Origin of the sequence: Coleofasciculus sp. E1-EBD-02 (assembly GCF_040218245.1) — a bacterium.
Taxonomy (GTDB): domain Bacteria; phylum Cyanobacteriota; class Cyanobacteriia; order Cyanobacteriales; family Coleofasciculaceae; genus Coleofasciculus.
In genome coordinates, this window is record NZ_JAVJQN010000045.1 from 40,508 (window position 1) to 52,820 (window position 12,313).

Below are 12,313 nucleotides of genomic sequence, written 5' to 3' on the forward strand. Positions count from 1 at the left end.
ATAGGAACATTTGCGACAAAATGATTCTATTTGATGTAGAAACTTAGCCTGCTACGCCTCTACACTGGTAAAGACTGACAACCATCTTCCGTTAAAATCGCGTGTCTTCAACCAATCCCCAAACGTTCCCCTTAATCCTCGGTATTACTGGTGCCTCTGGCTTAATCTATGCAGTACGTGCCGTGAAGTTTCTCTTAGAAGCCGACTATACCATCGAACTCGTAGCATCAAAATCAGCCTATATGGTTTGGCAAGCGGAACAAAACACCCGTATGCCTCCAGAACCCGAACAACAGACACAATTCTGGCGTCAGCAAGCAGGTGTACCCACCAAAGGTAAGCTGATTTGTCATCGCTGGGGGGATGTGGGTGCAACCATTGCCAGTGGTTCGTTCCGGACGTTGGGAATGGTGATTATTCCCTGTAGTATGAGTACGGTGGCAAAAATTGCTAACGGTTTGAGTTCAGATTTATTAGAACGGTCAGCCGATGTGCAGTTAAAAGAAGGGCGTCAACTGATCATTGTACCCCGTGAAACACCATTTAGCTTAATTCACCTACGCAACCTCACCACTCTAGCTGAAGCGGGAGTAAAGATTGTGCCAGCCATTCCCGCCTGGTATCACAATCCTCAAACGATTGAAGATTTAGTGGATTTTGTTGTGGCGCGAACCTTTGACCAACTCAATATTGATTGTGTTCCTTTAACGCGATGGCAAGGCGGTTTTCGAGAAAAGCTTTGACCCTTCCCTTGGTTCAGGAAATCTGGTTTGTAGGGGCGGGTTTCAAAATTATCGTTTCTTACTCACCTAAGTAGGTGGACACAATTAAAGTTAGCAGTGGAGATTAGGGAACAGGGAACAGGGAACAGGGAACAGTAAGGGTTTGAGGCTTGTTTACATAACTTAATCTAGTTAAGTTTATTTCCACCAACCTACTTAGATGTAACAAAACCCGCCCTAACCCAGTCACGGCGATTAAAATCGCTGCTACACAAACAAAGTCCGCCTACGCGGACTGAATTGTAACGGCGGTAGTTAAGCTGAATTTGGAATTAGCTAGGTATATAATTGATTGCGTTTAATTTAATTCAGATCTAAACTTTGAAGAGAATATAGAAATAATGCAGACTAGAGTTACATTAATGGAAAAAGAAAGTGGAAGCGAGGGATCATTGAATTCAGAACTTACCTAACTTAGCGAAAAGAATGAGCAGGATTAGCCGTCAGGATCGAGAGTTGCGCGACACCCCCAACCGTACCCACCGATGAAATTAGCCACATCTGTTGTCAGGTTGATATTAATGAGTCTGCTCATGTTTAGCTGTGGTCAGGCTCCACAACGTCAGGAGAAAAATTTGAATCGACAGCAAATTGAACAACTCGCTCGAATTCAGTTACCTCCAAGCAGTAAGGAGATCGAAGTGCATACCGAGTCCGGTATTGACTCGTTGATTGTCCTGCGGTTTACTCTCGATCAAAGTGATTTGGATAGTTTTTTGACCTGTGCTGGGTATACTGAACCCTTAAAAGAAGGATTTCGTCCCTTTAGTTCACAAGAGTTGAGGGATGTTTCTTGGTGGAACCCAGACGAGGCAAAAGACGTTATTGGCGGATTCCTGAATACCTCAGACTGGGCTAGTGAAGTGATGGTCGATGTTTCAGGTTCTCAGCCAGTTGTCTACTTAAAATCTTATGATTTGTAGTTGTCTCTAAGGTTTTACCCATCTGAGAAAAGAGAGATACGTTAACTTGTATACTCTGCACTCCTACTCTCTAACTTAAGGCTGGTGGGTTGAGCGAAGTCGAAACCCAACCTACGGTATATTAAGGGTTTCGGCGATGTCAAAATGCTTATTTCAGTGCCATTCTACTCTGATACCGTGGTTCGTGCCAAAACGCGATAAACATTCACCGTTTGCTGTTTTCCTTTCAAGGCTAAAGGTCCCCAGGATTCAACCTCAAATTCCCCTTGGAGTTGATCTAGCGTTTGTTGACCAATGAGAATCCGACAGGGAGTCGGTTGACGCTGTTTCTCACAACTCTCTAGCCGGGACGCAATATTAACACTATCGCCAATTACGCCATATTCTAAGCGGTCTTTGCCGCCTAAACTACCCACCACAACTGGACCGGTAAAAATACCAATCCGCATTTGAATCACAGGTAAACCTCGGCGTCGCCAATCTCGGTTCATCGACTCCAGGCGATCGCTAATTGCTAATGCACAGTCTACCGCCGCTTTCGCATCTTCGGCGACTTCGGTTCTGTGCAAACGTGACATGGGGACACCAAACGCCACCATCACCCCATCCCCGGTAAACTTATTCACAATCCCCTGACGCTGGAGGACTTCACGAGTCACCACTCCCAGAATTTCATTTAACCATTCCAACAACGCCTCCGGGGTCATCTTTTCCGATATGGTACTGAAATCTTTAATATCGGCAAAAAACATCGTGGCGGTGAGGCGAATGCCCGGTAACTTACCAGATTTTAGCAAGCGATCGCGACCTTGCCAAAGGGCTTGAGCAACTTCAGGTGAGGTATTCTGTCCCAACAGCTTCATTACAATGCGTTGCTGTTGATGGGCTTCATAAGACCGATGGGTGACAAAAATCGCCACCGTTAACCCAAATCCGAATGCTGGCGCAGCAAACGGAACCCAGCCACCTTGGGTCAATAGGTAAAAACAAACACTCGATAACACCCCCAAACTACCCGTCACCCCAATAATTAACGCCAGGGGATGATACGTCACCCGCCCCAATATCCCCCCGATCGCAATCCAACCAATAATCCACAGGATTTCCGCCTGTTCTGACCAAAACCAGAATAAAGGACGCTTACCCGTCGCCGCATCCAGGAATTGGCTAACCATTTGAGCCTGCATTAAAACCCCAGGTATTTTCGCATTTTTTTCCAAGGCGGGACTAAAGGGTGTGGCGAATAAGTCTTTGAGACTGGGTGCAGTGGAACCAATAATCACAATTTTGTCCTCCACCCAACTCGGATCAACTGTTCCATCTAAAACATCGGTCAAGGAGACTTGTCGCGCTACCTGATAAGGAGAGCGATAATTAAGTAAGACTTGGAACCCGCCAACATCTCCCTTTTGATATCCTCCTGCATCTTCCGTTAAGGGTGACAACACCGCCTCACCAAGTTGGGGAATATCTGGATTATCAGGACTGGCTTCCAGTTCAATCCCACGGGGCTCTAGATAGGCAAGTGCCAAAAGCATGGAAAATGAGAAAAGTACGCCGCTTTCATTCTCCGCCAAATACAAATTGCGACGAACCACATCATCCGGGTCAAGGGGTATATCATTAAAACCAATACGTTCTGGCGATACGTCTGGTGGTGGTGGGGTTCCGGCGCGGATATCAATATTCTGAATCGCAATTAAATTCGGTTGTTGCAGTTGTTCCACTAACTGCTGATGACCCGGTTCCACAGGAAGATTGCGATACAAATCTAGACCAATAACGGCGGGTTCAGCGGCTTGCAGTTGGCGTAATACTTGTGCTAAAACCTGATCTGAGATGGGCCACCGATTTTGATTTTCTAGGTCTTGTTCTGTAATCGCGACAACCAAAATCCGAGGATCAGGTTCCGTTTCCAGAGGTCGCAGGCGGACAAACTGGTCATACGCCGCCAGTTCTAGCGGTTCTAGTCCACCCAAGTGTCGCACGCCCAGAAGGGTAATGATCACAGCAATGGTCGAAACGCCCACGACTCGCAGATTTGCCAAATCGGGTAACGCCGTACTAACCGTTCGAGGGATGCGAAAAATCATAGGACTAAATCTCTAAGCTTCTCGGAAGCCGCTGGACAGCGATGGAGATATTACTCAAACCCGAAGATGCCTTCACGTTGTCCAACTAACTGTGGCAGCAAAGCCCTTACCGCATTATGCCACAGTTTGTAGTAGGCACTTTAGTGCCTCAAGCGAGTCTAATGCTTACCGATGAACACGGATTTTGTGGAGACATGGAATTTAGCGATCGCGCTCTAAATCATCGATTACCTTTTGCAAGTACCAATTCTCTGGCATCCCTGGATTTTTTTTCTTGGCTATTTCAATCAAACGCGCAGCAACATCCCAATATCCCCCCACCATCCGCAGGAGTCGTTGTTGTAACTCTCGATCCACTCGCGCATTCGACCGAATTTGTCGTTCTTGATTGATAAAGATGTCTTTCCGATTCAGTTTAGCCGAGCGTTTTTTGATCTCAGCTTCAGCTTTTGCCACTTGCTGCTTCTGCTGATTTAATGCCTGATGATACTTCTGCCAATCCTGTTTCTCAAAATACAGATTCGCCGCTTGTTGATAATCATCCGCCGCGCCTTGATAATCTTGAAAATCAGCCCGCGCCGCCGCCCGATGATAATAAATTTGCGGATCATTGGGCTGAATCGTTAACCCTCGCGAATAGTCCTCAATTCCTTGGCGATAGTCGCCCAGTTTCGAGTAAGCTTGACCTCGACAAACATAATATTGGGAATTGTCGGGTTGTAACTCAAGTAACTGGGTAAAATCCGCGATCGCACCCCGATAGTCCCCCAATTCAATGCGAACCCGTCCCCGATAGTGACGCACTTGGATATCATTGGGATCAAGCTGCATGGCTCGACCTAAATCTTCCATCGCTCCTCTTAAATTCCCCAATTTGCTGCGAATAATTCCCCGATAACAATAGGCTCTAGCATCATTGGGTGCAACGTGCAGCAGCCACTGGCAATCCTCTAAGGCTTCCTGATGCTTTCCCCGTTGTAGCTTGTTGATAACTTGAGTCAGATACTTCTGCGTCTCCGCCGCACTCGCCGCCTGGATTTGCGATGCCTGAATTTGCTTGATACTCTCTAGGCAACTCTGGCAATTGTCTTTATCCTTCTGATCCAGATACAGTTTGGCAGCTTGTTTAAAGGATGCGATCGCCTCTTTGGTTTTCCCCAACCGACGGTAGGCTGTCCCTTGCAGTTTATACGCCGCCCCGTGATTCCCATCAATCTGGAGAACCTGTTGAGCATCCTCCAGGGAAGCTTGAGCCTCTCCCTGCGCCAATTGAGCCAAACTGCGCCCCAAATAACTATCCAGATGTTCAGGATTCACCTGTAGCGCCTGGGAATAATCCGCGATCGCACCTTGGCAATCCCCTAAATCAAAATGAGCCAATCCTTGTCTGTAGTAAGCATCGGCAAATTCTGGATTAATCCGCAACGCTTGCTCAAACTCCTGAATCGCTCCCTCTAAATCGCCTTGTTGCGCCTTCTCGCGCCCGCGCTCGTAAAATTCCTGCTCCATTGCCCACGTCCAACTCGTTTATGCGATCGCCGATTATCTTGTCAATCATGATAACCTCATTAGCGATCGCGTTTCCATTTGAGTCGTTAACACAGCAATGGGGCAAAAAGGCAATAGGCAATAGGCAATAGGCAATAAAAATACCTGTATTTGTTCGTGAAGTATCTGATACAACTGCCATTAACTTTCTGGTGTCTCCTGAGTCATTAGTTTTTCCATCGTTAACAAATCCTGCTCAAAATCAGTTTCATCATAATGTAAATAGGCTCCTGCTTGCTTGAGAAAACTATCCACCTCATAACGCGAAGAGAGGTTGAGCATTCTGCCCACTTGCGCCGAAGTAATCACTCCCTGACGGTAAGCTTCAATGGCTAAACACTCCACGACTTTTCCAGAAACGTTATTCCACTTCTCCTGGATTGTGTTGACAATTTCATCAGGTAGATGGATGGTAATTTGCACAGAACATCCTCCAGTTTTTCAGGTTTGGCTTAGGCGACAACATGGAATCCTCGACTCGACAAGCCGTCAGTAGTGAGGACTTTAGTCCTCTCATGGCGCTAAAGCGCCTACTACAAACAAACTCGGAGCGATCGCCTATAGACAGATGAGGCAAACCCAATTCGGCGTGTAAGATATAAAAAGAGATAAATCTTAAAAAAAGTTCATGATTGTATCCGCCTCCGGCTTTGATCGGTTTAAACAAGCCGTTAAAGATAAAGTCTTTTTTGGCAATGAACCCACACCGGAGTTGATTGCCATCCTCATCGTCTATTTTGTCCAGGGTATCCTGGGACTAGCCCGTTTAGCGATTAGCTTCTTCCTCAAAGACGAACTGGGTTTAAGTCCCGCCCAAGTCGCAGCCCTAATCGGGATTGCTGCCTTACCTTGGGTAATTAAACCCCTATTTGGCTTTCTGTCTGACGGACTCCCCTTATTTGGCTATCGCCGCCGCCCTTATCTGGTTCTGTCAGGCTTGATGGGAACAGCCGCGTGGTTAAGTTTGGCAACGGTAGTCCATACAGCTTGGGCGGCAACCCTTGCCATTCTCCTGAGTTCCCTTTCTGTAGCGATTAGTGATGTCATCGTAGACTCGCTTGTGGTGGAACGGGCAAGGCGGGAATCATTAAGCAACTCTGGTTCCCTACAATCCCTAACGTGGGGAACCTCTGCTGTCGGGGGAGTGATTACCGCGTATCTGAGTGGTTGGCTGCTGGAGGCATTCAATACACAAACTGTTTTTGGCATTACCGCCACCTTTCCCCTACTCGTCTCTGGTGTGGCGTGGTTAATTGCCGAAGAATCCGTTAGTTCGGGGATAAACACCGCCACTGTCACTAACCAAATTAAGCAATTGCGCCATGCGGTGACTCAAAAAGCGATTTGGTTACCCACCGCATTTATCTTTCTCTGGCAAGCCACACCCACCGCCGATTCAGCCTTTTTCTTTTTCTCCACCAATGAACTCGGATTTGAACCGGAATTTTTAGGGCGGGTGCGTTTAGTCACCAGTTTGGCATCTCTGGCAGGTGTCTGGGTCTTTCAACGCTTTTTAAAGGGTATCCCTTTCCGCACGATTATGGGATGGACAACTGTCCTATCGGCTGTGTTGGGAATGACGACTCTAATCTTAGTCACCCATGCGAATCGGGCGTTAGGCATTGATGATCATTGGTTTAGTTTAGGTGACAGTCTGATTCTGACGGTGATTGGACAGATTACGTTTATGCCCGTACTTGTGCTTTCAGCCAGACTTTGCCCGTCGGGAGTGGAAGCGACTTTATTTGCCTTGCTGATGTCGATATGGAATTTATCCGGATTGCTATCTCACGAATTGGGGGCGTTATTAACCCATTGGCTAGGGGTAACAGAACATAACTTTGATCGCCTGTGGTTATTACTGACGATTACCAACCTCTCTAGCTTATTACCCTTGCCCTTCTTGGGTTGGTTACCAGCTTCTGATCCGCAAGCTGAAATTAAAGGCGAAACTGAACCAAAATCATTACCGCCAGCAGAAATATTTGAACATCATACATCGGGTTCTTTCTCCGAACAGCCATTTCTACCTGATGTCTTGCCAGAGTTGATCCGGGTTGGTAGTGAGGACTTTAGTCCTCTTGTCAATGGCGCTAAAGCGCCTACTACAAACCGGGTTGGTAGTGATGACTTTAGTCCTCTGGATCAATAGTGCTAAAGCGCTTACTACAAACCGGGTTAGTAGTGAGGACTTTAGTCCTCTTATCAATGGCGCTAAAGCGCCTACTACAAACACGATTAAATAACGAGGAAATAAACGATGATTGCAACAGAACAATTTTTAGAATCAAAGTCTTCACTGTCTTATGATCGCGAAGGATGGAAACAGGGGTATCAATCCCAGCCAAATGAATATGATTACTGGATTGAGGATATTGAAGGAGAAATTCCGCCAGCGCTGAATGGCACGTTGTTTCGCAATGGTCCAGGTTTACTCGATGTCCATGGTCAACCCCTACATCACCCCTTTGATGGGGATGGTATGATTTGTGCGATCGCGTTTGATCAAGGTCGTGCTTATTTCCGCAATCGCTTTGTTCGGACTGAAGGCTTTCTCAAAGAACAAGAAGCCAGAAAAATGCTTTATCGCGGTGTTTTTGGCACCCAAAAGCCCGGAGGGTGGCTGGCGAATGCCTTTGATATTGATATTAAAAATATCGCCAACACGAACGTGATTTACTGGGGCGGTAAATTATTAGCCCTTTGGGAAGCAGCGGAACCTTATCGGTTAGACCCCAAAACCTTAGACACCATCGGAAAAGAAACTCTAGACGGTATTTTGGCACCCGGAGAGGCGTTTGGTGCTCATCCTTGGATTGACCCAAGCTGCAATCAAGATGGGGGTGCGCCTTGTTTAGTGAATTTTGCGATTAAACCGGGTTTTTCTACCAAAATCACGATTTATGAATTAGATGAAGCTGGGAAATTGAAACGGCGTAAAAGTCACACGGTTCCAGGTTTTGCCTTTATCCATGACTTTGTGATTACGCCCAATTACTGCATCTTTTTCCAAAATCCTGTCACCTATAATCCCGTTCCCTTCCTGTTGGGATTAAAAGGGGCGGGTCAATGTGTAGACTTTAAACCCAACGCACCGACTCGGATTCTAGTAATTCCGCGTCATGGTAATGAACCGATGCAAGTCTTGGAATCTGAAGCTGGGTTTATTTTTCACCATGCCAATGCCTTTGAACAAGGGGATCAGATTTGTGTGGATTCGATTTGCTATGAGTCGTTAACTCAAGTGGAACCGGAGATAGATTACCGGAACGTAGATTTTGATGCGATCGCGCCGGGACAACTGTTTCGGTTTACACTGAATTTAGCGGATTCTACGGTACAACGACAGCGATTATTCGCACGTTCCTGTGAGTTTCCCTGTGTCCATCCCGATCACGTTGGACGCCCTTACCGTTATGTGTACATGGGAGTGACTCATAATCCTACAGGGAATGCTCCACTGCAAGCGATCGCTAAGTTTGATGTCACCACAGGTGAGAAACAGGTTTGGAGTGCAGCCCCCCAAGGCTTTGTCAGTGAACCGATTTTTGTCCCCCATCCTGAAGCGAACCGAGAAGATGAGGGTTGGGTGTTGACGTTGGTGTATGATTCGAGTCATCATCGATCCGATGTGGTGATTTTGGACAGTCGAGATTTGAGCCAAGGCGCGATCGCACGACTACATCTCAAGCACCATATTCCTTACGGATTGCACGGAAGCTGGACTTCGACAGTCTTTTGATCTTAATTTATCTGTCATTTGTCATTTGATCGGGGCGGGTTTTGCAGCCAAGCTAGGGATAACAATCAATATTAGTCCCTAAACCCGCCCCTACACACAGACGTTTCTGTCATCACTCTGGAACAAGACTTTCTCATCTCCCTCATCACCACATCACCCTCATCTTCTCCATCGCTTCTATCTTTCCTAGTGCAAGAAGGCAGAAATCACCGAACAGCTAACATCTCCCCCAGCTCCCTCTGCTTCCCCAGCTCCCTCTGCTTCCTCTGCTTTATCCTATCTACGAAGCTGCTCAAGTATTTTTGCCGCGCTGCACTAGGGTTCAATCGCGTAAAATTATGAATATCAATAGCTAATCGTATTGTCCAAATCTTAACCAAACCCAAAATAGGTTAAAACAAAATCTGGACGATACCGATTCTTAGATCAGCCGATGTACATTTAAATTGGATATTTCTGTTCCCTATTCCCCGTTCCCTGTTCCCATTGAGGAATTTAGACATCCTGATCTAAATGCTGGACAGCTAATCGAGGCAAAATAATTTTGGTGGAAAAGGATTATGAAATTTAGCATCGTCATCACGACTCATAATCGCCTCACTTTGCTCAAGCGGGCAATTGACAGTGCGTTAGCTCAAACGATACCGTGCGAAGTAATTGTGGTAGATGATGGCTCGTCTGATGGTACGGATATGTATGTCCAGGGGCGACGAAAAGAACTCTTGGACAGGGGTGATACCCGTTTAATTTATCATCGAAATTCGACGAATTTGGGTCACTCAGGAACGGTTAATCAGGGTGTAGCATTGGCGACAGGAGAATGGGTAAAACTGGTGGATGATGACGACTACCTTGCCCCTAATTGTATTGAAGAAATGGTGAAGGCGATCGCAGGGTGTCCAGATGCTGTGATTTGCTCCTGTCGAGCCATTCAGGTCAATGAGAATGAGAAAGAAATCAACAGAAGTCGGCACGTTGGTAAGGGAACACTTGTATATATTCCCCAAGCCGAGATTCATTACGCCATGCTGTTGGAACTCTTGCCATTTGGCACGCCTGTACAAGTAGCCTTTTCCCGTTCAGCTTTCCTTAAGTCAGGAGGATGGGATACTCAATTTGATACGAATTATGATGATATTGATTCCTGGATTAAAATTGCCCAGTTTGGCGATGCTGTGTTGATCAATAAATGTCTGGCTTATCGGACTATTTGGCAAGGTTCATTTAATAGCCAATTTACGTTTGACAAACGCCTGGAAATTAATCTAATTATCAAAGAAAAAATTTATTCGTGTATCAGCCCCAAATATCGTCATACTTTACCAGAACTATCAGAGATTAAGTCATCGATAAAAATTCATTGGGGATTTGCTGCCCTCAAAAAAAGAAAATTTATCAGCGCGGCAAGAATTTGGTTAAAAACGGATTTATCTATAGCGGCGGTAAGGTTATTTTTAAAACGAATCATTGCCAGAAATTGTTTAGATGAATTATTAAAAGAGTCTCAGGCAACACCCATTTTATTAGTGCGTGAACATAACTGAGTGATTTAAAGGTAAAGGTAACTCCAGGAAGCAAGTGCGACCGTATCTGCCCTAACCCAGACAAAATCCATAACAATGGGCAAGGGTTTTGATGTAAAATCAATAGTCCGCAGTCAAACGAAAATGCTTGTAGCAAGGGAGATACTTCTATGACCCGGATGTATTACGATGCAGATGCTAACTTAGACCTACTCACTGATAAAACAATTGCAATTATCGGCTATGGGTCTCAAGGTCACGCCCACGCCCTGAATCTCAAAGAGAGTGGCATTAAGGTGATTGTGGGTCTGTATCCGGGCAGTAAGTCGGTGGCGAAAGCGGAGTCAGCCGGATTAACGGTTCATTCGGTTGCTGATGCGGCGAAAGCGGCGGATGTGATTATGATTTTGCTACCGGATGAGGTGCAGAAAACGGTATACACCGCAGAAATTGCCCCGCATTTGAAAGAAGGGAATGTCCTTGCCTTCGCCCATGGGTTTAATATTCACTTTAGTCAAGTTGTTCCCCCACCGGATGTTGATGTGATTATGGTGGCACCCAAAGGACCAGGGCATTTAGTGCGACGGACTTACGAACAGGGAGAAGGTGTTCCTTGCCTATTTGCCGTGTATCAGGATGCCACAGGTCAAGCTCGCGATCGCGCCATGGCGTATGCTAAAGGAATTGGTGGGACTCGTGCGGGTATTTTGGAAACCTCATTTCGGGAAGAAACGGAAACCGATTTATTTGGTGAACAAGCCGTGTTATGTGGGGGTTTGAGTGCTTTGATTAAAGCGGGATTTGAAACCTTAGTGGCGGCGGGTTATCAGCCAGAGTTGGCGTATTTTGAATGTCTCCACGAAGTTAAATTAATTGTGGATTTGATTGTGGAAGGCGGACTAGCCAATATGCGCGATAGTATCTCTAATACTGCTGAATATGGCGATTATACCCGTGGACCTCGCATCGTTAATGACCAAACCCGCGCCGAGATGCGGAAAATTCTGCAAGAAATTCAATCAGGTCAATTTGCCCGTGAGTTTGTGTTAGAAAACCAGTCAGGTAAACCTGGATTCACCGCCATGCGCCGTCAGGAAGCGGAACATCCGGTAGAGGAAGTGGGTAAAGATTTACGGGCAATGTTTAGCTGGTTGAAGAAGTAGTTATTCGTCATTTGTCATTTGTCATTTGTCATTTGTCATTCGTCATTTGTCATTTGTCATTCGTCATTCGTCATTTGTTAATTTTTGGCAAGGCAATTGGCAAATGACATCAACCTTTATAACCCAGTCCGCGCAGGCGGACTTTGTTTGTGTAGCAGTGATTTCAATCGCCTTGGCTTCTGGCTACCACCTCTGTTCTAATTGCTCAACTTCTTTTTCCGTGCGTTCGTTCGGGTTGGTGGGATTCCAGTCAGGAAATAACCCAATTAAGAATTGATTGATGCTGGTGCGGGTGTTGCGGCTAGCATCATCTAGCGGTGCAGGTAGGACGCGATCGCCTAGCGTGATAAACAGCAATGCTAATATCAACAGGGGTCCTAGAAGATTTTTGAAACGCATAGCTTTACTCCCAGTCGCATTAATGAATTGTGCATACTGCTAGTTTTCCCCTAGGTCAAGATAAAACCAGCATTTTTTAATCATTCTTTACATTCTAATCAAAACCAGGTTCCCCTGCTCCCCCTGCTCCCCCTGCTCCC

The 12,313-nt window shown here is 46.1% G+C and carries 11 protein-coding genes; 6 read left to right on the forward strand and 5 right to left on the reverse strand.

What is annotated here, in order from left to right:
* Positions 1 to 101 precede the first annotated feature (101 nt).
* Together RIC07_RS08555 and RIC07_RS08560 are read left to right on the forward strand one after the other, a co-directional pair.
* On the forward strand, positions 102 to 743 hold the full coding sequence (locus RIC07_RS08555) for a flavin prenyltransferase UbiX (RefSeq protein ID WP_446383066.1): 642 nt from the start codon (positions 102 to 104) through the stop codon (positions 741 to 743).
* Positions 744 to 1,303: 560 nt separating this feature from the next.
* Positions 1,304 to 1,705 carry a hypothetical protein gene (locus tag RIC07_RS08560; RefSeq protein WP_446394145.1) on the forward strand — a complete coding sequence of 134 codons (402 nt, stop codon included), beginning with the start codon at positions 1,304 to 1,306 and terminating at the stop codon, positions 1,703 to 1,705.
* A gap of 164 nt (positions 1,706 to 1,869) precedes the next feature.
* On the opposite strand, the gene RIC07_RS08565 is transcribed toward RIC07_RS08560, so the two are convergent.
* The 4 genes from RIC07_RS08565 to RIC07_RS08580 form a co-directional block, all read right to left on the reverse strand.
* The gene (locus RIC07_RS08565) at positions 1,870 to 3,798 is read right to left on the reverse strand and encodes a CHASE2 domain-containing protein (protein WP_446394146.1); all 1,929 of its coding nucleotides are present in this window, start codon (positions 3,796 to 3,798) and stop codon (positions 1,870 to 1,872) included.
* Between the two features lie 201 nt (positions 3,799 to 3,999).
* Positions 4,000 to 5,307 carry a tetratricopeptide repeat protein gene (locus RIC07_RS08570; protein WP_446394147.1) on the reverse strand — a complete coding sequence of 436 codons (1,308 nt, stop codon included), beginning with the start codon at positions 5,305 to 5,307 and terminating at the stop codon, positions 4,000 to 4,002.
* Positions 5,231 to 5,488 carry a hypothetical protein gene (locus RIC07_RS08575; protein ID WP_446394148.1) on the reverse strand — a complete coding sequence of 86 codons (258 nt, stop codon included), beginning with the start codon at positions 5,486 to 5,488 and terminating at the stop codon, positions 5,231 to 5,233. The genes RIC07_RS08570 and RIC07_RS08575 overlap by 77 nt, the downstream gene beginning before the upstream one ends.
* Positions 5,488 to 5,769 carry a UPF0175 family protein gene (locus tag RIC07_RS08580; protein ID WP_446394149.1) on the reverse strand — a complete coding sequence of 94 codons (282 nt, stop codon included), beginning with the start codon at positions 5,767 to 5,769 and terminating at the stop codon, positions 5,488 to 5,490. The genes RIC07_RS08575 and RIC07_RS08580 overlap by 1 nt, the downstream gene beginning before the upstream one ends.
* Positions 5,770 to 5,974: 205 nt before the next feature.
* On the opposite strand from RIC07_RS08580, the gene RIC07_RS08585 reads away from it, so the two are divergent.
* The 4 genes from RIC07_RS08585 to ilvC all read left to right on the forward strand — a co-directional run bounded on the left by RIC07_RS08585 (position 5,975) and on the right by ilvC (position 11,774).
* The gene (locus RIC07_RS08585) at positions 5,975 to 7,498 is read left to right on the forward strand and encodes a folate/biopterin family MFS transporter (protein WP_446394150.1); all 1,524 of its coding nucleotides are present in this window, start codon (positions 5,975 to 5,977) and stop codon (positions 7,496 to 7,498) included.
* A gap of 108 nt (positions 7,499 to 7,606) precedes the next feature.
* Positions 7,607 to 9,088: a carotenoid oxygenase family protein gene (locus RIC07_RS08590; protein ID WP_446394151.1), complete on the forward strand. Its 1,482-nt coding sequence runs from the start codon at positions 7,607 to 7,609 to the stop codon at positions 9,086 to 9,088.
* Between the two features lie 560 nt (positions 9,089 to 9,648).
* Positions 9,649 to 10,632 carry a glycosyltransferase family 2 protein gene (locus RIC07_RS08595; protein WP_446394152.1) on the forward strand — a complete coding sequence of 328 codons (984 nt, stop codon included), beginning with the start codon at positions 9,649 to 9,651 and terminating at the stop codon, positions 10,630 to 10,632.
* Positions 10,633 to 10,781: 149 nt separating this feature from the next.
* Entirely contained in the window at positions 10,782 to 11,774 is a 993-nt protein-coding gene (gene ilvC / locus RIC07_RS08600) for a ketol-acid reductoisomerase (protein ID WP_446394153.1), read from the forward strand.
* Between the two features lie 183 nt (positions 11,775 to 11,957).
* On the opposite strand, the gene RIC07_RS08605 is transcribed toward ilvC, so the two are convergent.
* Complete coding sequence (locus RIC07_RS08605; RefSeq protein WP_446392638.1) at positions 11,958 to 12,173, reverse strand: hypothetical protein; 216 nt, start codon at positions 12,171 to 12,173, stop codon at positions 11,958 to 11,960.
* Between the last annotated feature and the right edge of the window lie 140 nt (positions 12,174 to 12,313).